We start from the raw sequence: 22,715 nt of genomic DNA, 5'->3' as shown, positions 1-22,715 counted from the left end.
GGATATGTTGGGTTGAATAACTGAGGGAGAAACTTAAAGGAACCGCTTCAGGCGGACGCTTTCCGCGGGCATGGCTTGAGCCTCCTCGGTCGCTTCGCTTCCTGCGGGGTCTCAAGACTCATGCTATTCCCGCAGGAGTCGCCGCCTTCCGCTTTTTATAATTAGCAAAAAAGGATATGGAGCAAAACAGCGCAGACTCCTGGGGGAGCAGAAACGGAGGGGGCTTTCCAACTCCGTTTCGATGAAGTGCTGAAATCCATTCGGGCGCCTAGCCCGAATTAGTTCAGCGCGAGCCCCCCGGAAAGCCAGCTGTTTTGCGGAATATCGCAAACAGTGAACTCTCACAGGCTCACTATTCAACTCAACAAATATCCAAAGTGAAATGAGGTATGGACGTGGATAAGACATCTTGGTTAGGCATCATCTTGGGCGTACTTGTGCTCGTCGGCGGCATGGCCTTGAAAGGATCCAGCCCGGCCGCACTATATAACCCAGCCGCATTGGTCATCATTTTCATGGGCACCGCTGCCTGTATCTTGATCGCCTTTCCGATGGATGAAGTAAAGCGCATCCCGGGGCTGTTCAAAGTATTGTTCGGTGAACAGAAAACATTGTCGATCAAAGAACTGATCCCGATGTTCACCGGCTGGGCGATGGTCGCAAGAAAAGAAGGCTTGCTCGCCTTGGAAGAGCGTGCAGAAGAAGTGGAAGACCCGTTTTTGCAGCGCGGCTTGAAAATGGTCGTCGATGGCCAATCGCTCGAGCACATCCGTGACTTGATGGAAGAAGACATCGCGGCGATGGAAGACCGCCACGAACTCGGTGCGAAAATTTTCACCCAAGCCGGTACATATGCGCCGACACTCGGCGTACTTGGTGCGGTTATTGGGCTTGTCGCAGCACTTGGCCATTTGGACGATGTGGCATTGCTCGGAAAATCGATTTCAGCGGCATTTATTGCAACGCTGTTCGGGATTTTCACAGGATACGTCCTGTGGCACCCATTCGCCAATAAATTGAAGCGTAAATCCGAAAAGGAAGCGCGCGTGAAACAAATCATGCTTGAAGGCTTGCTTGCCGTACAAGAAGGCTTGCCTGCACGAACTGTAGAAGAAAAACTTTTGACGTATCTGCCGGCCAAAGACCGTGTGTTAGAAGACGAACAACAGAGTGGTGTTGAAGTTGAAGCGTAAAAAAAAGCACGAGGAACATGTCGACGAATCCTGGCTCATTCCGTATGCCGATATCTTGACGCTGCTCTTGGCACTATTTATCGTGCTGTTTGCGGCAAGCGAAGTCGATGCGAAGAAATTCAAGGCCATTTCCGAATCGTTCAATGTGGAGTTGCAAGGCGGCACCGGCCTGCTTGACCAGTCAGCGCCTGTGGAATTGGACACCGACACTTCGCCATTTGCGATCATTCCTGAAGAAGGCATGACCGAGGAAATGATGGAAGAAATCGAAGCAGTGCGCGACCGCCAGGAACTGGGCGAGTTCCAGGAGAAAATCGAATCGTATATTGATGAAAAGGGCTTATCGCCGAAGCTTCAGACAGAGTTGACCGATAAAGGGCTCATGCTGACGATCAATGAAGGCGTCTTGTATCAATCCGGAAGCGCGAATATCGACGAGCAGGCGCGTACGATCGCGAGCGAATTGTCGGAGCTGCTCGTCAGTGATCCGCCGCGGATGATCTACATCGAAGGCCATACAGATAACGTGCCGGCAGTTGGCGGCGAGTTTGATTCGAACTGGGAACTTAGTTCAGCACGCGCCATCAACTTCATGAAGATTTTGCTGGAAAACGGCGACTTGGACCCAAGAAAATTCAGCGCGACCGGCTATAGCGAATATCAGCCGATTGCCGAGAACGATACAAAAGAGGGACGTGCGCAAAATCGCCGCGTCGAAGTGCTGATTTCTCCTTATAAGAATGAGCCGGAAACCGAAGAGTAAGAGGTGGATGATGAAAAAAGTATTGTTAGTTTTATTAATTGCGGCCCTTGTGGGCGCTGGAGGAGCGGTCTATTTTCTCCTAACGCAAAAAGATGTGGATGCAGATGCACCGCTGACAGCCGATGAAATGGTCGAGCTGAGCATCGACACGGAAGAAATCACAACAAATCTCGCCACGCCGGCATCTTATGCAGTGGTGCAGTTTAATATTTTATCAGCAGATAAAAAAATAAAAGAAGAGATGGAAACACGCCACGCGGAAGTCCGTGCAGCGGCAATTGCGACTGTGGCCGGCATGGAAAAAGAACAGCTGGTCGGCACAGAAGGCATCACGTTGCTGCAGGATGAAATGACTGCGCAGCTCGAAAACCTGGTCGGCAAAGGAAAAGTCGAACGCGTACTCGTCACGCAGTTCAAAGTGCAATAATGTTTTTTAAAAAAAGGCTAAACATTTTTCAAGAATGGCCGATATTAGTAGTATAGATAGTAAATCGAATAGTCCCGGACAACATAGAACTGATTGCGATAAGAAACTAGGTGATCCATTTGACAACCCCGAAACTGGACAATTGCCCCAGCTGCGGAGCGCTCTTTCTGCGTGATCAAATCGCTTGCTGCCTGAAGTGCCATCAGGAAAACGAAACGGCATTCAAAAAAGTCTATACGTTTTTGCAAGAACATGAACATCGGAACGCGTCTCTCGAGGATGTCCATCTATTTACGGGCGTCTCCGTCCACAAGATTTCCGAATTCCTTAGAGAAGGGCGGATTTTAACGGGAGATTATCCGAATCTCGGTTATCCGTGCGCCCATTGCAAAGAAATCATCCATCGGCACATGCTCTGTGAAGACTGCCGGCTGGATTTCTTGAGAAGCGCCAATGAGATCCTGGCTGAAGATGGCGATTGGACGAACAGCAACCAAGCGCACTGGAGACTGAAGAACTAAAACTAAGAGGTGGTGAAGGAATGAATATTGATAAAACGAATAGTTCTTCCTTTATACAATCTTATCAAAAGCAAATGCAGGTGACGCCGGCCCAAAAGGCGCGCCCGCTTCAACAGGAAGACCATCTGCAAATTTCAAGTGAGGCGAAGGCGATGTTCGAGAAGAATACGGAAGCGGATATCGCCCGTCAGGAAAAAATACAGTTGCTAAAAGCACAGGTAGCCTCCGGGGAATACAAGGTGGACCAAGACAAAGTAGCTGAGAAAATCCATCAGTACTGGTTTGACAAATAACAGTTGAGCGATGGAAAGAGAGGGAACTCCGGTGTTGAAAATGATGACTGCAACACTTGATGAGCTGATTACCATTCAGCATCAGTTGATCCGCTACGCTGAGCGCAAGCAAACGGTGTTGATCGAGCATAAGGTCGATGAACTGACAGAACTCGTCAAAGAAGAGACGCGGCTGATCCGCAGGCTCGGGCAGCTGGAAGATGAGCGCGAACGCCTGGTGATCGAAGTTCTTGAAGAACACCCTGGGCTCAGCTTCAGCCAGTTCACAGAGCAATTGTCGGATGAGACGGCAAAACTTGCGCTGCAAGACCAATTAACGACTTTGAAGCAATTGCTCATGGAGCTGCAAGCGAAAAACCGCCAGAACGAAAAACTGGTGCAAGATTCCGTAGATTTTATTTCAGGCATGATCGGGCATATCACGACGCCTGCTAAACAGCCATACAATTACCAGCCACAATCCAACACCAAACATACACAGTCAACCAATCGGGGCTTTTTCGATACAAAAGCGTAAAGTCCCGAGAAGAAAGCAGGGGATCACGTGTCAACTTTTCACACTTTGGAAACCGGGAGCCGCGGCTTGTCTGCAGGCCAAGCAAGTCTCTCTACGACCGGCCAGAATATCGCGAATGCCAACACGAAAGGCTATTCGCGCCAACAAGTGAATACGAGTTCCTCTGCTTCTCTGGAAGTCTGGACCAGCCAAGGATCAGGGCAGCTCGGAACCGGTGTTTCCATCGACTCGGTGATGCGTGTGCGTGACCGCTTTCTTGACCAGCAATACCGGGGGCATACAGCAGAATTTGCGGAGTGGCAAACGAAAAGCGAGGCGCTTGGGAACGTTGAAACGATTCTCGGAGAGCCGGGAGACAATGGCCTCAATGCTTCAATGGGCCGTTTATGGAGCGCTTGGCAAGACTTGGCAAGCGATCCGTCGAACTCAGCCGTTCAAGCAGTCGTTAAAGAGAGGGCGCAAGCATTTGCGGACGTGGCGAAAACGATTGACCGGTCGATGGGCGATTTGACGGCGGAGTTGAAAGAGCGTACAACGGCTGCGGAGAAAGAAGCGCAGACCTTAATCTCGCGCATTGAAGAATTGAACAAAAACATCATGCGGACAGGCCCGCAAGCAAACAATTTGCGTGACGAGCGCGACGCGGCTGTCGATGAACTGTCGCAGTTGATGGACATCAAAGTCACAGAAAAAACAGATGGCAGCTATGCGATTACATTGGCGTCAAACAATCAGCTAGTGAAAGCTGGTGAAGCACTCGACCCTGAGACAGCCGGTGGCAAGCTTGGCGGACTCTCACAAGCCGCAGTTAGTGTCACGAGCTACCGAGAAAACATTAAGGTCGCGGTGACAGAATTCGCTGAAGCGAACGGCAATGTTTTTGAAAATGCGGCGGGCGGCGAATTGAGCGTGGCAAAAGATGCCAAACTCGAACTGCCGGAAGGCCTTGATGAAGACGTGAAAAAAGTACAAGCCGATTTTCGTTCACTAGTGAGCGGCTTAGGCGCGGAAGCACAGAGTGCGGGCTATGCGGTATCGACGCAGCAGCAATTGATGACGTCGACCGAAAACCGCCGCCAGTCAGTCGCGGGTGTTTCGCTGGATGAGGAAATGTCGAATTTGGTGAAATTCCAGCACGCCTATAATGCCGCAGCCCGGTTGGTGTCGACCACCGATGAAATGCTTGATACGATCATAAACCGAATGGCTGCACGCTAAAGCTGATAAACGGAGGACAATCCCATGAGAGTAACCCAACAAATGATGCATCAAAATTCCGTCAACCATATGCAGCAAAATCTCGGGCGCTTTGAGAAAACCAATTTGCAGGCATCCAGCGGCAAATTGCTTCACAAACCGTCTGACGATCCGCAAGCGGTGGCAAAATCGATGAGCTTGAAAAGTGTCATGGCGGCGAACGATCAATTCGAACGCAACATCGGAGATGCCAATTTGTGGCTGGATGAAAACGATCGTTCCATCCAGGCGATGGTCGATGTCACCCAGCGCATCCGGGAACTCGGTGTTCAAGGCGGGAGCGGGACATTGTCTCCGGAAGATCGCGAATTGATTTTCAAGGAAGTCGGCGTGCTAAATGAGCAATTGTGCCAATTTGCCAATTCGGAAGTTGATGGAAGATATCTGTTCGGAGGCGGCGATGGCACGGTAAAGCCGTTTGCGGATGCTGTTTCTTTTGAAGCAGCACCAGCGAACGGGCCACTGAAAACGGCGAAAATCGGTCCGGGGATGCAAATTGAAATCGGCATTTTACCTCAAACGCTTGTCGGCAATGCAGAAGATCCGAGCAATTTGTTCCGGGCCGTTGGAAAACTCGCTGACAGCATCCAAGCTGGTGAGTCCGTCAATCTCGATGAAATCGATGATGCGATGGAGCGCTTGTTGAACTCAGCCGCTGAAAACGGCGCACGCCAAAATCGCATTGAATCAACCCAAAGCCGTTTGTTGGACGCCAAACTTTCTCTTGGATCTGCGCTATCTTCTATAGAAGACGTAGATTATGCTGAAATACTAATAAAACTAAAGAGTGAAGAAAGCATTTATCAGGCAAGCTTATCATCATCTGCTAAAATCATGCAGACCAACTTAATGGATTTTCTTAGATAAACGGCGGATGCACACAAGCATCGGCTGTTTTTGTTTTTAGAAAATCGGTTACATAAACTTGAAGAACACGCGAATTGGTTGATAGCTGTTATTCAACACATTGCATAAAAAACCCGCATTTCCAGATGATTCCTGGAAATGCGGGTTTTTTCGTTGCTATATTAATCAAATATAAATTGGAGAATATTAGGATTTCATCGTATGGGTTTTTTCGTTGCTATATTAATCAAATATAAATTGGAGAATATTAGGATTTCATCGTATTGACCAGACCCATCATGTCATCTGCAAAGGAAATGGCTCGGCCTTGCGATTGAAACAGGCGCTGCGTGGCGATCAGTTCGGTCATTTCACTCGCCATGTCGACGTTCGAAGTTTCCAGCACCGCTTGTGAAATAGGAGAACCCCCCAGTTCCAAGGCGCCAGCTGCAATTTGTTCAGCTTCAGTGCCTGGCAAACGGTAGCGGTTATCGCCTGTTTTTTCTAGAAGGGCGGTCCGGTTAATTTGAGCAGTTCCGAATTGGAACGTTTCAGCCGCTTGGCCGGCATAAGTTGCCGTCACGGTGCCGTTTGATCCAATGCTCAATTCATCGTATCCTGCTGCAAGCGTGATCGGCGTTCCGTCAGCGTCCAAGACCGAATCGCCGGAAGCGGTGACAAGTGCCAATCGGTCGCTGCCCGGAATCGGCTCAGCTTGAAATGATCCATTTCTGGTGTAATAAATGCCATCTTCGTTCGTGACACGGAAATAGCTGTTCGGGGAATCGATTGCAAAATCCAATTCGCGCCCCGTTTCCTGCATCTTTCCGAGCGAATGCCGGGTGACGCCGTCGGATAACAGTGTCCCCCCGCCAATGCGCAGCCCGTTCGGTGTACTTCGGCCGATTTCATTGGCAGGCCCGGCTTGCTTATTCACGCTGTGAAGCAAGGTGTCCGCAAAATTGGCTTCTTGTTTTTTATAGCCGGTCGTATTGACGTTGGCGACATTATTGGCAATCATGTCGATTTTTTTCTGCAGTTCGCGCATCGAGCTGCTCGCCGCATTCATTTGGATGTTCATCTGTTTGGCTCCTTATCAGACCCGGCCGATTTCATTGACCGCTTTTTCCATGCTGCGGTCATAGGCCTGGATTACTTTTTGGTTGGATTCAAATCCGCGGTAAGCAGTCATCATATCGGTCATCGTGCGGGTCAAATCGACATTCGATTGTTCGATGAAGCCTTGCTTGACGAATCGTTCGGCGTCTTCGGCAAGTGCCGGAGCATCTGCATCTTCTCCCGCCCATGCAAGTAAGTTATGCCCTTGCTTGATCAGTTGTTCCGGTTCATCCGAAGCGCCGATCCATAAGCTTCCGGCACCTACGCCATCCGAACGCGTGAGTTCGCCATTCGTTTGGACAGAAAATTCGCCATTGCCGACTTGTAGCGGCTGAAGATTGTCGCCGAGCACACGCTGGCCAAAGCTGGTCGCAAGGAATCCTTCTGCGTCGACCGTGAATTGCCCATTGCGCGTATAGCGGACGTCGCCTTGTTCTGTTTCAACCGCAAACAATAACGTGCCGCGTTCGCCGGTTTCGGCATCTAGTGGCAAATTATCGTTCACTAGGGCGAAATCGGTCGCATTTCCCGTTTCGCGTATCGGCCCTTGCAGAAATGAAGGGATCGCTTCCTGGACGTAAACGCCGGTGGAAAGCCGGCCAATCGGCGCAGGTTGATTGGCATTCTGCGCTTTTATTAATTGCTGTGGAAACGAGCGAATTGCCGCTTCATCAGTTTTAAATCCTGGAGTATTGGAATTCGATAGATTATTTGTCAATATTTGTTGATTTCTATTTTGAGACATCATTCCTGAAGTAGCTGTGTATAATCCTCGGAACATATTACCTATTAATCCTCCTTATTATAGTCTTTAGGACTATGTATTCTATGTGGTATCTTCATTTTAACAGAAAAGCGTATATTAAATGGAAAAAATAGTAGAATTTTTTTATAAAATAAAATAGCCAAATTAAAAAAAGCATGATACTATACCGAGGTAGTAACGACTCAAAATGATTCTAAAAGACGAGTTTAAAGAAAAATATACCCATATCATGACGAAAATAGCAAACTTACACGAAAGTGAAGGACGCAAAGCTACGGGTCTAACTGTCTAAGACACAAGATCGCCGGGTTACCGAAAGATGGTAGATTTGACTCAAATCCGCCTTTTTCAAAGTGGGTTTTTTATTTGGGCAAATTTGGAGACGGGGGAGAAAAAAGATGAATATCTTTCCATCAAGCATTCAAAAAATGGAGCAGGCATTATCGACTTCGACATTGAAACAGCGTGTTCATGCAGGCAATATCGCCAATGTCGATACAGCAAATTATAAAAGCAAGCAAGTGAATTTTCAACAGGCGATGGAACAGGCAAGCGCTTCGCGGATGAACAGTTACCGCACCGATGCACGCCACCTGGAATTCCAAAGTGGGGCGGGGGCAACGCCGGTGACAGTCAACCACAATACGAAAATGACACCGAACGGCAATAATGTCGACATGGATTTTGAAATGGCGGAGCTGGCGAAAAACCAATTATGGTATAACGCTGTTACAGAGCGCGTCAACGGCAAGTTTTCCAGCTTGAGTTCAGTCATCAATGGAGGGAGATAACGCTTATGTCTTTATTTAATGGTCTGAATATTAGCGCATCTGGATTGACCGCCAACCGTTTGCGAATGGATGTCGTGTCTTCGAATATCGCCAATGCCAATACGAACCGTGCTGAATTGGTCAATGGGGAATGGGTGCCATACCGCCGCAAGACTGTAGAATTGTCGACGACGCCACGCCATTTCCGGTGACTTACGATCCGGAACATCCGGATGCCGATGCCGAAGGGTATGTGCGTACGTCGAATGTGGATCCGATTAAGGAAATGGTCGATTTGATGTCGGCGACGCGTTCTTATGAAGCGAACGTCACCGCGATGAATGCTTCGAAAAGCATGTTCATGAAAGCACTCGAAATCGGGAAATAACGAAGTTTAGTTGAGGAGGGGCAGCATGGAGAAAATTGCACAGTTGCAGACACCGTTTCTGCAAAATCAATTCCTGGAAAAAATGCAGCCGGAGCCGCAAGCGACAGGGTTCGGGGATGTTTTCAAAAATGCGTTGAAAGAAGTCAGCGCGGCACAAAATGTATCCGATAAAAAGACGGACCAATTGCTGACGGGCGAAGTGAAAGATGTCCATGAAGTGATGATCGCTTCGCAAAAAGCGAGCCTGTCACTGCAAATGACGATGCAAGTACGCAATAAAGTAGTGGAAGCGTACCAAGAAGTGATGAGAATGCAAGTATGAAAAAAGCTAAGGTGTGCGTTCAATGAAAGAGAAGTTCGAAACCTATAAAACCAAAACAAAAGACTCCTGGGGCAGTTTATCGAAAGCGACCAAATGGCTGATGGCCGCGTCCTTTTTCATCACATTACTTGCCCTAGGGCTTTTTGTTTTCTTCAATAGCCAATCCGATATGTCGCCTTTGTATTCCAATTTGGATCCTGCGGAAGCAGGCGAAATCAAAGCGGCGATCGAAAGCCAAGGAATTCCGGTCGAAGTGTCGACGGACGGTTCGACCATCTCCGTTCCGGACGAGCAAGTCGCCGGATTGAAAGTGAGCTTAGCGGCAGAAGGCTTGCCGAAAAACGGCAATGTCACGTACGGCATATTCAGTGAAAATATGGGGCTCGGCATGACCGACCGCCATTTTGATGTTGTCGAACGCGATGCGATGCAAAACGAACTTGCGTATTTGGTAAAACAAATTGCCGGCGTGACTGATGCGAACGTCATGATCACCTTGCCAAAAGAAAACGTCTGGTTGACCGACGAAGAACAAGTATCGACCGCATCGATCGTCATCCAAGGCGATGGCACCTTGAATTTGGATCAGAAACAAATCAACGGTTTGTATCATTTGGTCAGCAAATCAGTGCCGAATCTGCCGATGGAGCAAATCGTCATCATGGACCAGAACGGACAAGTATTCGAATTGCAAGATACAGGAGCACCGGACACCAATTTGACGGTGTATCAGCAAAACCGAGAAATCCAGCAAGGCATAGAACAAGATATTCAACGTGAATTGCAGCAGATGCTCGGGCTATTACTCGGGCAAGACAAAGTCGTTGTTTCCGTTATGGCGAATATCGATTTCACGAAAGAAAAACGAGAAGAGCAATTGGTAGAGCCAGTCGATCTCGAAACAGGCGAAGGCATCGATATCAGCGTCGAGCGGATCGTCGAAACTTATGCAAGTGAAGGTGCGGCGCTGGCAGATGATGCCGGAACCGGGGAAACGGATATTGCCAATTACCCCGCAGCAGACGGCACCGGAACGAGTGAATCCGAACGGACCGAAGAACGTATCAACCGCGAAGTCAACCGCATCAGCCGCCAAATCGAGATGAGCCCTTATGTCATCGACGATATTACGATCAATGTCGGCGTAGAACCGCCAGTGCCGGACAATCCGGCAAGTTTGACTGAGCAGAACATGACGGATATCCGCAACTTATTGGGGAATACGGTCAGCGCTTCGCTCAGCATGAACGAGTTCCAACCGACGCCGGCAGAGCTCGACGACCGAATTTCCATCTTTGCGACCGAATTCCAAGGTCGTCCGGAACTGGCCGAAGAAGAGCCAGTCACGACTTTCTGGACAGGCGTTCCGCTTCTTTGGTACGTACTTGCCGGAGTGGCTGTGATCTTGTTGACGGGCATCATCCTTCTTGTAGCCAAGAGACGCAAAAAGCAGCAGGAAGAATTGGCAGCAGAACTTGAGATGGATTATTTCGAGCGGGCGGCTGCGAAAATGCAGCGTCGATTTGTCTGAATTTAATAATCGGACCAATCCAAAGCGCAAAACTATCGAGAAGCTTGCAAAAGGGCGTCCTGATGATTTCACAAATCTACTGCGCTCATGGATGGCGGATGATTAGGGGAGAATTGAATGGTAGAACGCATTAAAGAATTGACGGGAATCCAAAAAGTCGCCGTATTGCTTGTGGGCATGGGCCCTGACGTTTCCGTCGAAGTATTCAAGCGCTTATCGGAAAGGGAAATCGACCAATTGACGATGGAAATTTCCAATGTACGCCAATTGAAGAACAGCCAGACTGAAAAAGTGATCAATGAATTTTATGAAATGGTCCTGGCGCAGGATTATATGAACGAAGGTGGGCTCAGCTACGCGCGGGAAGTTCTCGAAAAAGCGCTCGGCAAAGAAAAGGCCATTGACACGATCGGCCGCCTGTCAAACCGCCTTCAAGTCAAGCCATTCAATTTCGCGAGGCGTTTGGATCCCGCCCGGCTCGTGACCGTGTTGCAGAACGAACAGGCACAGACCATTGCATTGGTCTTGTCTTATCTGGATCCAAAGCAATCTTCCCAGATCCTTTCGCAGTTGCCGGTTGAGCAGCGGGCGGAAGTCGCCAAGCGCATCGCGTTAATGGAAAGTACATCACCTGATGTCATTCAACAAGTGGAGCAAATTTTGGAGCGGAAATTATCTTCTGTCAACGGCGTTCAAGACTACGCAGCAACCGGTGGGGTGGAGGCGATTGTCCGCGTCCTCAACCAAGTCGACCGGAGTACAGAAAAAGCCATTTTGTCTGAACTTGAAAGCGGCAGCCCAGAGCTTGTCGCGGAAATCAAAAAACTTATGTTTGTCTTCGAAGACCTGGTTAAATTGGATGTGCGTTCAATCCAGCGGGTTATTCGCGAAGTGAGTGATGTGGAATTAAGCCTGGCATTGAAGGCAGCAAGTGATGAAGTTAAGGAAAGCATATTTAGAAACATGTCTTCAAGACGTTCAGAACTGATTAGAGAAGAGATAGAAGTGATGGGGCCTGTGAAACTGAAGGATGTGGAAAATGCGCAGACTGAAATCGTAGCGCTCATCCGCAAGCTTGAAGAAGAGGGCGAAATTACCGTTTCCCGGGAAGAGGGAGATGAACTGATTGTCTAACATCATCCGCAGCACCGAACAAAGCGGCACAAAAATCATCGGATTGCGCAAAGTGGAAACCCGCCGGCCGTTCGAAGCTCAAGCGGAGTCAGACATCGAACAGTACGGCGAACGGTTGAAAGGCGAAGTCAGCGGGTTGGAGCAGCAATTGGGTACGCTGAGAAAACAATTGGCCGAAGAACAGCAACAAGCACATGCAGAAATGGCCGAATGGCGTGAAACTCAACAGCAGCAAGCGCTAGAACAAGCGGAGCAACAGGCGCAAGCTGCCGCGGAAGCCGGCTTTCAAGAAGGCTTCGCGCAAGGGCTCGCTCAAGCCGAAGCGGATTTTCTCCAAAAGCGCGAGTTGATGGAAAGTTTGATCGCGGCGGCCTACGAAGAACAGCGTCGCATTATCCGTGAATCGGAACCGTTTTTATTATCGCTGAGCACCGAAATCGCGCGGAAAATCATCCGCAACGAATTGATGCAAGACGATGTGCAGCTCTTGTCGATTATCCGCCACGCGCTAAGGCAAGTGGACGATTCGGAAGAAGTCGCCATCCATGTGGCGCTTGAAGATTATCCGGCAATGCTGCCTTTTGAAGACGAGCTGAAAAGTTATATCCGAGCAGGCGCTGAACTCAAGCTGATGCCAGTCGCAGGGCAAGCGCCTTCCGGCTGCACGATTCATACGAAAAGTGGCTCGTTCGATGCGACGCTGGATAGCCAGTTGAACGAAATCAAAAAGCAATTGCTCGTTTATTGTGAGGAGAAATCCAATGATGAAACTGATAGATAGCGAGTATTTGACGCTGCTGGAAGAAATCGAGCCGGTGAGAAAACACGGAAAAGTCGTCCAAGTGATCGGCTTGACCATCGAAGCGCAAGGGCCGAACGCCAAGCTCGGTGAGTTGTGCTTATTATATCCAAGCCGTTTCGACCCACCGATCGAGGCGGAAGTGGTCGGATTCAAGGAAAATAAAATCATGCTCATGCCATTGCGCGATTTGGCGCAAGTCGGGCCAGGCTGCCTCGTCGTGGCAACAGGCGTGCCGTTGCAGATCCGCGTCGGCCCAGCCATTCTTGGAAAAATCCTAGATGGCACAGGAAAGCCTTTGGATGACAATAAACTGCCGAAAGGCTTAAAGAAATATTCCACGACCAACACACCGCCGAACCCGCTGAAACGGCCGCGCATCGACAAGCCTTTGGAAGTCGGCGTGCGCGCGATCGACGGGTTGCTGACGGTCGGGCAAGGCCAGCGCATCGGCGTATTCGCGGGAAGCGGCGTCGGAAAAAGTACGCTCATGGGCATGATCGCCCGCAACACCGAAGCCGATGTCAACGTCATCGCGCTGATTGGCGAGCGTGGACGTGAAGTGCGCGACTTTATCGAACGCGATCTCGGGCCAGAAGGGTTGAAAAACTCGGTCGTGGTCGCCGCGACGTCCGATCAGACCCCCATGCAGCGCATTAAAGGGGCGCTGACAGCTACCGCGATTGCGGAGTATTTCCGTGATCAGGGGAAAAACGTCATGTTGATGATGGATTCCGTGACGCGTTTCGCCATGGCGCAGCGTGAAGTGGGGCTGGCGGTCGGTGAACCGCCGACCAGCAAAGGCTATACGCCGAGCGTTTTCGCGCTATTGCCGCGTTTACTCGAGCGCTCCGGTACCTCATCGAAAGGGTCGATTACGGCATTTTATACCGTGCTGGTCGATGGCGACGATATGAACGAACCGATCGCCGATGCGGTGCGCGGTATCTTGGACGGCCACATCGTCCTAGACCGCAAATTGGCGCAAAAAGGGCAATTCCCAGCGATTAATATCATGGCAAGCGTGAGCCGTATCATGAATGAAGTGACGACGCGCGACCATCAAAGAGCGGCGACCGAATTGAAGCGATTGCTTGCTGCCCATGATTCCGCGGAAGACTTGATCAATATCGGTGCTTATAAAAGCGGTGCGAACAAAGAAATTGATGAAGCAATCCGCGCATACCCGTTAATACGGAATTATTTACAGCAAGATATATACGAGAAGGCCGAATTGGCGGAAAGCGTCGACCGGCTCGCACAACAATTTGGAGGTGCTGAAACGTGACACGATTCAATTTCCGGTTCCAGAAAATTCTCGATCTGAAAGAAAACGAAACGCAGCTGGCGCAAGTGGAGATGGCCGAAGCGTTGAAAAAAGAGCAGGCCGTCCGCGAGCAAAGCGAAGCATTGCACAGCAAAATCGCCCAGGCAGAAGAAATGAAAAAGGCAAAAGAGCAAAAAGGCATCCCGATCTCCGAACTGCGCATGCTCGAAGAATACATCCACCAGCTCTATGAGCAATCGTCCATGGCGAACCGGGAAGTTGCGACCCATGAACGCATTGTCTCGAGAAGCCAGGATGCCTTGAAAGAGAAAGCACGTGAAGAAAAAACCTGGGGCAATTTAAAAGAGCAAAACTACGCTGCCCACCAGAAAGAACACCAAATGGCCGAGCAGAACTTTTTCGATGATTTGGCCGGAAGCCGCTATTACCGCCTCGGCAGAACCGGTGACGCACAGTGAACGCGCTGGAGTCTGCATTAACCGGTCGGCCCGCTGCACCCGCAGCTGCAGTAAAAACGCAGGAAAGCAGCGAGCCTGCAGGACAGTTCGGGCGATTGCTCGTGGCGCTATCGGGAGAAGCGGCGCAGTCGATAGCGGAGCCTGAAATCGCATCAGAAGAATTGCCGATGAAAGAACTCACCGCGCTCCTCGAGCAGTTATCGGGCATGCCTAAAGAGCACTTGACCGAAGAGCAGCAAGCTTTGCAATACGCAGTTTTCCAGTTGCTCGCAGATACAAACGGAGAGCAGTTGCAACAAGCCATCGAAGCCTTTAGTTCCGACGTAGAGGTGCAGGATGAATTGGCTGCATTAGTAAAACAAATAAAATCCTTATTGCTGACTGCTAAACAATTCGCACAGCCTGCGGGATTTTCGGGGGTCGCGGAAAAAGAATTTGCCTCAGCTGAAGCGACGCCGGAAGAAGCGCTGCGCCCGCTCATCGAGTTGGCTGCGCAGCTGAAAGAAGAATCGCTTCCTTCAGAAAAACTGTTGTTATTGAAAGAGCTCACGCCGATTAAAACGGAAGCGCGCCTGCCATTTGCTCAGACGCCTGCCGCCTGGCTCCACGCGCTGTCGAAGGACAGCACTCAAGCTAACAATGCGGTTGAACAGCAAGCGCCTGACACGCAAGCTGCGGAAGCGGTGCCTGCAGAAGGCGAAACGATTCCAAAAACGGAAGCAGTTCAAGCTGCAGCTCCTGTGAAAACAGAAGGGCAAGTGCAGGCCGCTGTGCTTCCGGCTGCTCTTGCTGATCAAAAGCCAGTGGATGTTCCGGTTCGGCAAGTGCCGGTGCAGAAACTATCAGAAACACTCGCGGAATGGATCAGCTCACCGGCCCGCTTGAGCGCCGGCGGAAATGAAACGCGCTTGCGCATCAATATTTTTCCTGAACATCTCGGTCATCTGGAGATTTTGGTGAGCACGGCAGGCGGCAAAGTGAGCGCGCAAATCATCGCGAGCCACGGCGCAGCGAAAGAAGCGGTCGAGTTTCAATTAAATCAATTGCGCATGTCACTGTCTCAGCAAGGCGTGGAGATCGATCGTTTGGAAGTGCGGGAAGAGCGCAGTTCATCTGAATTCCAACAGCACGAACGGCAGCGGGAATCGCCTTTCGCGGATGCGTCTGGAAATAGCGCTGGCCGGCGCGGCGGAAGCGGCGGTGAATCCGTTTCGGATGATGCCGATATCCCACAGAGGAGCCAGCGTGAAGCTGTTTCAGCCAATGGCCAAGTGAATTATACCGTTTAACAAAGGGGACTGATTGTATGAATATCACCACAGCAACGACGGCGGCGAACCAGCCCGCGGCAGCTGCAGAAAAAACAAAGCCGGATGCACTCGGGCAAGACGCTTTCCTGAAAATCCTGATCGCCCAGCTGAAATACCAGGATCCGATGGAACCGCAAAAAGATGCAGAATTCATTGGGCAGATGGCACAGTTCAGCAGCCTCGAGCAGTTGACGCAATTGAACAAGACGATGACAGGCTACGCCGGAGAAGGCGGAAGCGCATCGCTTGCAGGTTCTGCCCATTTGCTTGGGACCGAAGTCAGCTGGTCGGCGAATGAACAAGCGGGAACCGGCATTGTCAAAGCAGTCACGATGAAGAATGGTGAGATCATGGTCGAGCTGGAAGGCGAAGAAACGAAGATTCCATTGTCTGCCATTGAACGGATCGAACAGCAAGGCGAAATCAAAAACGAACAGGCGGCCGAGCAAGCCTAAACTTGCAGCCAGCTGAAAGGGGAAATGAAAAATGTTGCGTTCCATGTACTCCGGGATTTCCGGCATGAAAAACTTCCAGGTGAAATTGGATGTTATCGGTAATAATATTTCCAACGTCAATACGGTCGGATTCAAGAAAAGTACCATCACGTTCCAAGATTTATTGAGCCAGAACATGTCCAATGGCGGGGCAAATCCGATGCAAGTCGGCCTTGGTTCGACCAGCGCATCCTTAAATGTTAACCACAATGCGGGGTCAGCGATGTCAACAGGCGTCGGAACGGATTTGACTATTATGGGTGATGGATTCTTCGTCGTACAAGATCCGGAAGCACAGCCGGGCGAAGGACAGTATTTAACGCGCGCAGGTAATTTCACGGTGACAGCTGAAGGGAATCTGGTAACAGCTCAAGGCTATAACGTATTGGGCGATAATGGACAACCAATCAATATCAGCGGTTACGATTCTTACACGATCAACCGTCTGGGCGAAGTGATTGGAAAGCAAGCGGATGGCACAGAGGAAGTAGCAGCGAATATCGGCATCGCCACTCCTGAAAATCCTGCTGGCCTGCGCAAGTTTGGCGGCTCTTTGTACGAAATGACCAATATCGCAAGCCCTGGTGGCCTGGTAATTGAAAATGCTGCACAAGCGGGAACTGAAATCGGATCTGGAATGCTTGAAATGTCCAACGTTGACCTTACGGAAGAGTTTACGGAAATGATTATCGCTCAGCGCGGTTTCCAGGCGAATTCACGGACCATCACCACTTCCGATGAACTGCTTCAGGAAGTCGTGAACTTGAAACGATGATAAATCCAGCCGAACGGAGTGATGCGCAATGATTCGCTTAACAAGGCTGAACCGTTCTGAAATCGTCTTGAATGCGGTTTATATTGAGCGCATTGAAGCCATGCCGGATACGGTTGTAACACTTACTACAGGAAGAAAAGTACATGTGTTGGAGCCGGTACAGACAGTGATTGACTTGGTCTCGGCTTACTACCGCAACATCAACATTCTGCCGAAATTGCACGATGCACCCATGGAAGAGTAAGGAGAGTCAGTATGGAAACAAATTTTTCAGGCATCAACACAGAAGCCTCGAACAGCAAGAACATTCATACCTATGATTTCAAGAAGGCCTTGCGCTTTTCGCAAGATCAGATTCGGACACTATCCCGCATCCATGAGAATTTTGCGCGTCTGTTGACTTCCTATTTTTCGACCCAATTGCGTACTTATGTGCAAATCACTGCTGAAAAAGTGGAGCAAGTGGCTTATACGGATTTTCTCGAAAATATCGAGAAAAAGTCGATTCTCGGCGTATTTGAAGCGCCTCCGCTCAATGGCAGTATGGTGATGAAATTTTCACCGGAAGTGGCATACGTCATGTTCGATCGCTTGCTCGGTGGGCAAGGGAATGTGGTACAAAGGCCGAGTGATTTGACCGAAATCGAAATCAGTGTCATCAACCGGATCTTTGCACAGTCTCTGGGCTGCTTTCAGGAAGCGTGGACATCGGTCATTGATTTATCACCAGAATTAAAGGAAGTTGAAGTAAATCCGCAATTTTTGCCGATGGCTTCGCCGAATGAAACGGTCATCATCGTTAAATTACAGGCGAAGATTGGCGAAACGGAAGGCGAGATTCAGTTATGTCTTCCGCATTTGGTGCTAGAACAGGTCTTGCCGAAATTATCTGCACGCCATTGGCTGGCAAGCCAGAAAAAAGCGGTCGAGCATGAGGAAGTGGAAGTGCTCGAAAGGCGACTCCACGCAACGAAGATGGACGTAGCGGCAGTGCTGGGTGAAGTAGCAATCGATATCAAGGATTTCCTGGACTTGAAAAAAGGCGACATCCTACGCTTGGATGAAGCAATCGATGCACCGGTGAAACTGTATATCGACCAGAAACAGAAATTCCTTGCACAGCCGGGAATTTCAAAAGGCCGCCTGGCGGTACAAATTACCGGCTTGTGCGGGGAAGGGGAAGTTTGCGATGAAGGATGAGCGCCTATCGCCTGAAGAGATGAAAGGGTTGTTGAATAAGGCGGAAAGCACCGTCCCGCAGGAAGCTTTAGGCAGCCATGAACTGGGCGTATTGAAAGAATTGTTCTGTACAGCGTTCGGCGGCACCGCTGCACTTCGCGACCCGCTGTTTCCGGAAACGGCCGCTATCAAAGGGCCGGTTTGGAGCGTAAAGAGTAAGGATGAGTTGTTTGCGGAAACCGAGACGGCGGTTTACGTCGCGCTCGGTGAATATAGCGGCTTTTTGAAAATGCCGCAGATCGTCACGCTCGACCAGACGGATGCGAATGCAATGGCTTCGGAGCTGTCGGGTGAAACAGACAGCGAAAAACTATTCGCGGCAGTTCAGGATATGCTTATGCGCTTGTTTGGGTCATCAGCGGCAGCGTTGTCTATGGTAAGCGGCCAAGAGATCGGCTATTCCTTATCGGGCATGGACATTCTGGAGACGGGGCAGAAATTTCCGTTCACTCATTTCACCAAAGAACAATGGTTTGCTGAAGCGCTGTTTACACTGACTATCGGCGACCGCCAAAATGTAGCGTTCCGCATGTATTTGCCGGCCGGCCAGTGCCGAGAATTAGTCGAAGAGTTGGCAGGCTGCGAGCAAGCGGAAGAAGCGAAGGAGATACAGGATATGTCATCAAATGAACAGCAACAACCAGAAAAAACTTCACAGCCGGCGGATGCTAACGGGCCGAACGTCCAGTCCGTCCAATTCTCGAGCTTTGATGAGATCGCCGCTGAACAATCGGCGCCGAACAACCTCGACATGCTCTTGGACATTCCGCTGCAAGTGACGGTGGAACTTGGCCGTACGAAGCGGATGGTCAAGGAAATCCTCGAGATGTCGCAAGGGTCGATTGTCGAACTCGACAAACTGGCAGGAGAGCCAGTGGACATTCTCATCAACAACAAACTGATTGCTGTCGGCGAAGTGGTCGTCATTGACGAAAACTTCGGCGTGCGGGTGACTGATATTTTAAGTACGGCAGAGCGCATTTCCAAATTGCGTTGATGCAAGGCGAAGGAGTACGGCAAGTGTGAATTACAGACAATGGATTTTACTACTCATAACGCTCGCTGCCCTTTGGCTTGCTGCACCGGCAATGGCGTCTGCGGATACGGGAAATGTAGCCGATTGGCTGAAAGAAGACCCGGCAAGCGAAACGGAACCGGCAGAAGCGGAAGCGGTGCCGGAGATCGAAGAGAAAAGTTTCGCTGCGATCATCGGGCAATTGATTTTCTATACCTTGCTGATCGCCGGATTGATTTACGGGCTCATCAAATTTTTGGCCATGCGCCAAAAAGGCGTGCAATCGCAGCGTGCGGTCCAGTTGATGGGCGGCTCGCCGCTCGGCCAGAACAAATCGCTGCAGCTAGTCAAAGTCGGCGGCCAATTTTACTTGATTGGCGTGGGCAACGAAGTGACGCTCATCAAGGAATTTTCGGGAGAAGCCGAGATTGCCGCTTTGGAACAAGATTTGGAACAACAGCGTCCAGCTACATCCGCGTTGTTTGGAAATAGCGGCAAAGCGAAAGCGCCGTTCACGAATTTCGAGCAATACTTCGCCCGCAGTTTGGATAAGCAAAAAGAACGGCGCTTGTCTTTTGGCGAAAAGCGCACAGATGACGGGGAGGACCAGCGATGATCCCAGAATTATTATTGGCCATTCCCGGAATCTCGCTCGATAATACCGATCCCGGAGATGTTTCGACGACTTTGCAATTATTATTAATGCTGACGGTGTTGTCGCTCGCACCTGGCATTCTCATCATGATGACGAGCTTTACACGCATCATCATCGTCTTGAGTTTCGTGAGGACAGGGCTCGGCACGCAATCGATGCCCCCGAACCAGGTACTGGTCGGATTGGCTTTATTTTTAACCTTTTTCATCATGGCTCCGATCGCGACAGAAATGAAAGATACCGCGCTCCAGCCGTATTTGGACGAAGAACTGAACCAGGAAGAAGCGCTCAATGCCGCCATCTTACCGATCAAGGAATTCATGGCGCAGCATACGCGTGAAAAAGATTTGGCGTTGTTCTTCAAATACGCCGAACTGGAAAAGCCGGACGGCATCGAAGGCATTCCATTGACTTCGCTGATCCCGGCATTCGCACTCAGTGAATTGAAGACCGCTTTCCAGATCGGCTTCGTCATTTTCATCCCGTTTTTGATCATTGATATGGTCGTCGCATCGACCTTGATGGCGATGGGGATGATGATGCTGCCGCCGGTCATGATCTCACTGCCTTTTAAAATCTTATTGTTCGTCCTGGTGGATGGATGGTACTTAATCATCGAATCGCTGCTTGTCAGCTTTTAGCGAGAGGAAGAATTTATTTGACGCCGGATATGGTCATCAAACTAGCAGAACAATCCATTTACCTCATCATTCTCATATCAGCTCCGCTATTGCTCATCGCACTGGGAGTGGGGCTATTGGTCAGTGTATTCCAGGCCATGACCCAAATCCAGGAGCAAACTCTGGCATTCATCCCGAAAATACTGGCGGTTTTTCTGTCGCTCGTCATTTTCGGCCCCTGGATGCTGACGATGCTCCTGGATTATACGCGCGATTTGTTCGAGCAGCTTCCACGGTTTATCGGATAAGCGCCGATGAATGATGTTCTTAATCTGCTGCCGTTCTTCTTGCTCGTGCTCATCCGCCTTACCGCTTTTTTCCTGATTGCGCCGCTGTTTGCGATGAGGGGCGTGCCCAATCAATTCAAAATCGGCATCGCCGCTTTTCTCGCGCTGACGGCGACGACCGCTTGGGCTCCGGAAACGGCAGTGGTGCTCGATGGCAGCTACACGCTGTTGATCTTCAAGGAATTGGCGGTCGGTTTGGCGCTTGGCTTTACGGCTGCGTTGCTGCTTTATGCGGTGCAAATCGCCGGAGCCTTCATCGATTTCCAGATGGGCTTTGCCATCGCCAATGTCTTGGATCCGCAGACGGGCGCTCAAGTGCCGATCATCGGGCAATTCAAATACACGCTCGCGCTGTTGTTCCTATTGACCGTCAACGGCCATCATATGATGCTTGACGGCGTGATGCAGAGCTTGCGCGTCCTGCCGGCGGAAGAGTTCTTGTCGGTCGGCGCGGAATCCATCGCGCGTTTTATGACTGATTTGTTTATAGAGATGTTCATTATCGCCTTCCAAATTTCCTTGCCGATCGTCGCGTCGTTGTTTTTGATCGACGTGGCACTGGGCATCCTGACAAAAGCCGTGCCGCAATTGAATATCTTTGCGGTCGGATTGCCGCTGAAAATTTTCGTCGGCTTTGTATTGTTGCTCTTGACGATGAGCGTGTTCTTTTATTTGCTGCAGGTCCTCTTTGAAAAAATGATGGTCAGCATGGGCGAATTAATCAGCTTATTGGGAGGCGGATAGGATGAAACGCTATCCATTGAACCTGGACCTGCAGTTTTTTGCCGGTGAAAAGACCGAAAAGGCGACGCCCCAAAAGCGCCAGGAATCACGCAAGAAAGGCCAAGTGGCCAAAAGTCAGGAAGTCGCGGCCGCACTCATCATGCTCGGCGGCATCCTGGTCCTGAGTTTTCTCGGAGAGTGGATGCTCGACCAATTGCTTGCCATTTACCGCATCAATTATATCCAATACATCAGTTGGGATATCACGCCAGACACGATCCGGCTCATGTTCGAACAACTGGCCATGGATGCGTTCTTGGTCATTGTGCCGATTATGCTGGTCGGAGTGGTCTTCGGATTTCTCGGAAATTACATGCAGGTCGGACCGTTGTTTACGGCAGAACCGTTGAAAGCGAAGCTCGAGCGGCTCGATCCGATCAAAGGCGCCAAACGGATTTTCTCGGTTCGCGCGCTTGTGGAACTGGCCAAATCCTTGATGAAGATTGCGATTGTCGGGGGCGCGGCGTTTGGCGTCTTGTGGTTCGGACAGGAAGAGATTTTCTCGCTGTCGCGGCAAAGCCTGCGCGACTCCCTGAGCCTCGTCGGCGGTCTCGTCCTCCAGATGGGCATGGTTGCGGCACTGATTTTACTGTCTTTATCAACGCTCGACTACATGTACCAGAAATACGAGTTCGAAAAAGGCATCCGGATGTCCAAGCAAGACATTAAAGACGAATACAAAAAGGCGGAAGGCGACCCGTTGATCAAACAAAAGATCAAGGAAAAGCAACGCCAAATGAGCATGAACCGCATGATCCAGGATTTGCCGAACGCTGACGTCGTCATCACCAACCCAACGCATTACGCGATCGCGATCCAATACGACGCCGAAACGATGGAAGCGCCGAAAGTCATTGCGATGGGAAAAGATTTCACGGCGCTTAAGATCAAAGAAAAAGCGAAAGAGCTCGGCATCGTGACGATGGAAAACAAGCCGCTCGCCCGCTCGCTCTACGCACAAGTATCGATTGGCGATTCCGTACCAGAAGAACTATTCCTCGCCGTCGCCGAAGTCCTCGCCTATATCTATGCATTGAAGGACAAGCTTTCGTGAGTTTTCACGAATGTGAAACCGCTACAGGCGG

General features: G+C 50.2%; 28 protein-coding genes, 1 pseudogene and 1 riboswitch. Of the genes and pseudogenes, 27 read left to right on the top strand and 2 right to left on the bottom strand.

The genetic code is table 11. From position 1 onward, the window contains the following. The first annotated feature begins 395 nt into the window (after window positions 1-395). The 8 genes from motA to flgL all read left to right on the top strand — a co-directional run bounded on the left by motA (window position 396) and on the right by flgL (window position 5,838). Window positions 396-1,193: a flagellar motor stator protein MotA gene (gene motA / locus ON064_RS09565; RefSeq protein WP_058382093.1), complete on the top strand. Its 798-nt coding sequence runs from the start codon at window positions 396-398 to the stop codon at window positions 1,191-1,193. Continuing rightward, window positions 1,177-1,956: a flagellar motor protein MotB gene (gene motB, locus ON064_RS09560; protein ID WP_407951604.1), complete on the top strand. Its 780-nt coding sequence runs from the start codon at window positions 1,177-1,179 to the stop codon at window positions 1,954-1,956. Before motA ends, motB begins: the two co-directional genes overlap by 17 nt. A 10-nt stretch (window positions 1,957-1,966) precedes the next feature. Further along, window positions 1,967-2,383, top strand: coding sequence for a flagellar basal body-associated FliL family protein (locus tag ON064_RS09555; RefSeq protein WP_274624575.1), 417 nt, complete (start codon window positions 1,967-1,969; stop codon window positions 2,381-2,383). A 119-nt stretch (window positions 2,384-2,502) separates the two neighbouring features. Then, a complete protein-coding gene (locus tag ON064_RS09550; protein WP_147433804.1) occupies window positions 2,503-2,904 on the top strand; it encodes a flagellar protein in 402 nt (133 codons plus the stop codon). Window positions 2,905-2,924: 20 nt separating this feature from the next. Beyond that, the gene (gene flgM, locus ON064_RS09545; RefSeq protein ID WP_058382090.1) at window positions 2,925-3,197 is read left to right on the top strand and encodes a flagellar biosynthesis anti-sigma factor FlgM; all 273 of its coding nucleotides are present in this window, start codon (window positions 2,925-2,927) and stop codon (window positions 3,195-3,197) included. Between the two features lie 40 nt (window positions 3,198-3,237). Next, a complete protein-coding gene (locus ON064_RS09540; protein ID WP_274624577.1) occupies window positions 3,238-3,714 on the top strand; it encodes a flagellar protein FlgN in 477 nt (158 codons plus the stop codon). 27 nt (window positions 3,715-3,741) lie between these two features. Continuing rightward, a complete protein-coding gene (flgK, locus tag ON064_RS09535) occupies window positions 3,742-4,932 on the top strand; it encodes a flagellar hook-associated protein FlgK (protein WP_274624574.1) in 1,191 nt (396 codons plus the stop codon). A 24-nt stretch (window positions 4,933-4,956) separates the two neighbouring features. Then, the gene (flgL, locus tag ON064_RS09530) at window positions 4,957-5,838 is read left to right on the top strand and encodes a flagellar hook-associated protein FlgL (protein ID WP_274624573.1); all 882 of its coding nucleotides are present in this window, start codon (window positions 4,957-4,959) and stop codon (window positions 5,836-5,838) included. Between the two features lie 247 nt (window positions 5,839-6,085). On the opposite strand, the gene ON064_RS09525 is transcribed toward flgL, so the two are convergent. Both ON064_RS09525 and ON064_RS09520 read right to left on the bottom strand, forming a co-directional pair. Continuing rightward, on the bottom strand, window positions 6,086-6,898 hold the full coding sequence (locus tag ON064_RS09525) for a flagellar hook-basal body protein (RefSeq protein ID WP_274624572.1): 813 nt from the start codon (window positions 6,896-6,898) through the stop codon (window positions 6,086-6,088). Between the two features lie 15 nt (window positions 6,899-6,913). Then, a complete protein-coding gene (locus ON064_RS09520) occupies window positions 6,914-7,717 on the bottom strand; it encodes a flagellar hook-basal body protein (protein ID WP_274624571.1) in 804 nt (267 codons plus the stop codon). 215 nt (window positions 7,718-7,932) lie between these two features. After that, a riboswitch (cyclic di-GMP riboswitch) is annotated at window positions 7,933-8,019 on the top strand. 81 nt (window positions 8,020-8,100) lie between these two features. On the opposite strand from ON064_RS09520, the gene flgB reads away from it, so the two are divergent. The 19 genes and pseudogenes from flgB to flhB all read left to right on the top strand — a co-directional run bounded on the left by flgB (window position 8,101) and on the right by flhB (window position 22,684). Next, window positions 8,101-8,493 carry a flagellar basal body rod protein FlgB gene (flgB, locus tag ON064_RS09515; protein WP_274624570.1) on the top strand — a complete coding sequence of 131 codons (393 nt, stop codon included), beginning with the start codon at window positions 8,101-8,103 and terminating at the stop codon, window positions 8,491-8,493. Between the two features lie 5 nt (window positions 8,494-8,498). Continuing rightward, a pseudogene (locus ON064_RS09510) lies at window positions 8,499-8,860 on the top strand (flagellar basal body rod protein FlgC). 25 nt (window positions 8,861-8,885) lie between these two features. Beyond that, complete coding sequence (gene fliE, locus ON064_RS09505; RefSeq protein WP_058382082.1) at window positions 8,886-9,182, top strand: flagellar hook-basal body complex protein FliE; 297 nt, start codon at window positions 8,886-8,888, stop codon at window positions 9,180-9,182. 22 nt (window positions 9,183-9,204) lie between these two features. After that, a complete protein-coding gene (gene fliF / locus ON064_RS09500) occupies window positions 9,205-10,713 on the top strand; it encodes a flagellar basal-body MS-ring/collar protein FliF (protein WP_274624569.1) in 1,509 nt (502 codons plus the stop codon). A gap of 117 nt (window positions 10,714-10,830) precedes the next feature. Then, window positions 10,831-11,847, top strand: coding sequence for a flagellar motor switch protein FliG (gene fliG, locus ON064_RS09495; RefSeq protein WP_274624568.1), 1,017 nt, complete (start codon window positions 10,831-10,833; stop codon window positions 11,845-11,847). Further along, complete coding sequence (locus ON064_RS09490) at window positions 11,840-12,628, top strand: FliH/SctL family protein (RefSeq protein WP_274624567.1); 789 nt, start codon at window positions 11,840-11,842, stop codon at window positions 12,626-12,628. The genes fliG and ON064_RS09490 overlap by 8 nt, the downstream gene beginning before the upstream one ends. Next, window positions 12,612-13,934: a flagellar protein export ATPase FliI gene (gene fliI, locus ON064_RS09485; RefSeq protein ID WP_121300982.1), complete on the top strand. Its 1,323-nt coding sequence runs from the start codon at window positions 12,612-12,614 to the stop codon at window positions 13,932-13,934. The genes ON064_RS09490 and fliI overlap by 17 nt, the downstream gene beginning before the upstream one ends. Next, the gene (gene fliJ / locus ON064_RS09480) at window positions 13,931-14,392 is read left to right on the top strand and encodes a flagellar export protein FliJ (RefSeq protein ID WP_274624566.1); all 462 of its coding nucleotides are present in this window, start codon (window positions 13,931-13,933) and stop codon (window positions 14,390-14,392) included. The genes fliI and fliJ overlap by 4 nt, the downstream gene beginning before the upstream one ends. Next, a complete protein-coding gene (locus ON064_RS09475; RefSeq protein WP_274624565.1) occupies window positions 14,389-15,681 on the top strand; it encodes a flagellar hook-length control protein FliK in 1,293 nt (430 codons plus the stop codon). Before fliJ ends, ON064_RS09475 begins: the two co-directional genes overlap by 4 nt. Before the next feature lie 17 nt (window positions 15,682-15,698). Further along, the gene (locus ON064_RS09470) at window positions 15,699-16,157 is read left to right on the top strand and encodes a flagellar hook capping FlgD N-terminal domain-containing protein (protein ID WP_121300696.1); all 459 of its coding nucleotides are present in this window, start codon (window positions 15,699-15,701) and stop codon (window positions 16,155-16,157) included. Between the two features lie 31 nt (window positions 16,158-16,188). Further along, window positions 16,189-16,971: a flagellar hook-basal body complex protein gene (locus tag ON064_RS09465; RefSeq protein ID WP_274624564.1), complete on the top strand. Its 783-nt coding sequence runs from the start codon at window positions 16,189-16,191 to the stop codon at window positions 16,969-16,971. A gap of 28 nt (window positions 16,972-16,999) precedes the next feature. Beyond that, window positions 17,000-17,215: a flagellar FlbD family protein gene (locus ON064_RS09460; protein ID WP_274624563.1), complete on the top strand. Its 216-nt coding sequence runs from the start codon at window positions 17,000-17,002 to the stop codon at window positions 17,213-17,215. Between the two features lie 11 nt (window positions 17,216-17,226). Then, window positions 17,227-18,171 carry a flagellar motor switch protein FliM gene (gene fliM / locus ON064_RS09455; RefSeq protein WP_274624562.1) on the top strand — a complete coding sequence of 315 codons (945 nt, stop codon included), beginning with the start codon at window positions 17,227-17,229 and terminating at the stop codon, window positions 18,169-18,171. Beyond that, entirely contained in the window at window positions 18,161-19,207 is a 1,047-nt protein-coding gene (gene fliN, locus ON064_RS09450; RefSeq protein ID WP_274624561.1) for a flagellar motor switch protein FliN, read from the top strand. The genes fliM and fliN overlap by 11 nt, the downstream gene beginning before the upstream one ends. A 25-nt stretch (window positions 19,208-19,232) precedes the next feature. Then, entirely contained in the window at window positions 19,233-19,841 is a 609-nt protein-coding gene (locus tag ON064_RS09445) for a flagellar biosynthetic protein FliO (protein WP_274624560.1), read from the top strand. Beyond that, on the top strand, window positions 19,838-20,521 hold the full coding sequence (gene fliP, locus ON064_RS09440) for a flagellar type III secretion system pore protein FliP (RefSeq protein WP_274624559.1): 684 nt from the start codon (window positions 19,838-19,840) through the stop codon (window positions 20,519-20,521). Before ON064_RS09445 ends, fliP begins: the two co-directional genes overlap by 4 nt. Before the next feature lie 17 nt (window positions 20,522-20,538). Continuing rightward, the gene (gene fliQ, locus ON064_RS09435) at window positions 20,539-20,808 is read left to right on the top strand and encodes a flagellar biosynthesis protein FliQ (RefSeq protein ID WP_058382069.1); all 270 of its coding nucleotides are present in this window, start codon (window positions 20,539-20,541) and stop codon (window positions 20,806-20,808) included. 6 nt (window positions 20,809-20,814) lie between these two features. Continuing rightward, window positions 20,815-21,591 carry a flagellar biosynthetic protein FliR gene (gene fliR / locus ON064_RS09430; protein ID WP_274624558.1) on the top strand — a complete coding sequence of 259 codons (777 nt, stop codon included), beginning with the start codon at window positions 20,815-20,817 and terminating at the stop codon, window positions 21,589-21,591. Window position 21,592: 1 nt separating this feature from the next. Next, window positions 21,593-22,684, top strand: coding sequence for a flagellar biosynthesis protein FlhB (gene flhB, locus ON064_RS09425; protein ID WP_274624557.1), 1,092 nt, complete (start codon window positions 21,593-21,595; stop codon window positions 22,682-22,684). Window positions 22,685-22,715: the final 31 nt, after the last annotated feature.

The sequence above is a fragment of the Planococcus sp. A6 genome (assembly GCF_028823615.1).
In the GTDB taxonomy this organism is placed as follows: domain Bacteria; phylum Bacillota; class Bacilli; order Bacillales_A; family Planococcaceae; genus Planococcus.
The sequence above is the reverse complement of the archived record's forward strand: the minus strand, read 5'-3'. Positions and strand labels throughout refer to the sequence as shown.

What these genes read in the sequence shown, in the direction of transcription:
- ON064_RS09555 (WP_274624575.1), top strand. Translation starts at nt 1,967, where the DNA reads ATGAAAAAAGTATTGTTAGTTTTATTAATTGCGGCCCTTGTGGGCGCT.
- flgM (WP_058382090.1), top strand. Translation starts at nt 2,925, where the DNA reads ATGAATATTGATAAAACGAATAGTTCTTCCTTTATACAATCTTATCAA.
- ON064_RS09540 (WP_274624577.1), top strand. Translation starts at nt 3,238, where the DNA reads ATGATGACTGCAACACTTGATGAGCTGATTACCATTCAGCATCAGTTG.
- flgL (WP_274624573.1), top strand. Translation starts at nt 4,957, where the DNA reads ATGAGAGTAACCCAACAAATGATGCATCAAAATTCCGTCAACCATATG.
- ON064_RS09525 (WP_274624572.1), bottom strand. Translation starts at nt 6,898, where the DNA reads ATGAACATCCAAATGAATGCGGCGAGCAGCTCGATGCGCGAACTGCAG.
- ON064_RS09520 (WP_274624571.1), bottom strand. Translation starts at nt 7,717, where the DNA reads ATGTTCCGAGGATTATACACAGCTACTTCAGGAATGATGTCTCAAAAT.
- flgB (WP_274624570.1), top strand. Translation starts at nt 8,101, where the DNA reads ATGAATATCTTTCCATCAAGCATTCAAAAAATGGAGCAGGCATTATCG.
- fliE (WP_058382082.1), top strand. Translation starts at nt 8,886, where the DNA reads ATGGAGAAAATTGCACAGTTGCAGACACCGTTTCTGCAAAATCAATTC.
- fliF (WP_274624569.1), top strand. Translation starts at nt 9,205, where the DNA reads ATGAAAGAGAAGTTCGAAACCTATAAAACCAAAACAAAAGACTCCTGG.
- fliG (WP_274624568.1), top strand. Translation starts at nt 10,831, where the DNA reads ATGGTAGAACGCATTAAAGAATTGACGGGAATCCAAAAAGTCGCCGTA.
- fliI (WP_121300982.1), top strand. Translation starts at nt 12,612, where the DNA reads ATGAAACTGATAGATAGCGAGTATTTGACGCTGCTGGAAGAAATCGAG.
- ON064_RS09470 (WP_121300696.1), top strand. Translation starts at nt 15,699, where the DNA reads ATGAATATCACCACAGCAACGACGGCGGCGAACCAGCCCGCGGCAGCT.
- ON064_RS09465 (WP_274624564.1), top strand. Translation starts at nt 16,189, where the DNA reads ATGTTGCGTTCCATGTACTCCGGGATTTCCGGCATGAAAAACTTCCAG.
- ON064_RS09460 (WP_274624563.1), top strand. Translation starts at nt 17,000, where the DNA reads ATGATTCGCTTAACAAGGCTGAACCGTTCTGAAATCGTCTTGAATGCG.
- fliM (WP_274624562.1), top strand. Translation starts at nt 17,227, where the DNA reads ATGGAAACAAATTTTTCAGGCATCAACACAGAAGCCTCGAACAGCAAG.
- fliN (WP_274624561.1), top strand. Translation starts at nt 18,161, where the DNA reads ATGAAGGATGAGCGCCTATCGCCTGAAGAGATGAAAGGGTTGTTGAAT.
- fliP (WP_274624559.1), top strand. Translation starts at nt 19,838, where the DNA reads ATGATCCCAGAATTATTATTGGCCATTCCCGGAATCTCGCTCGATAAT.
- fliR (WP_274624558.1), top strand. Translation starts at nt 20,815, where the DNA reads ATGAATGATGTTCTTAATCTGCTGCCGTTCTTCTTGCTCGTGCTCATC.
- flhB (WP_274624557.1), top strand. Translation starts at nt 21,593, where the DNA reads ATGAAACGCTATCCATTGAACCTGGACCTGCAGTTTTTTGCCGGTGAA.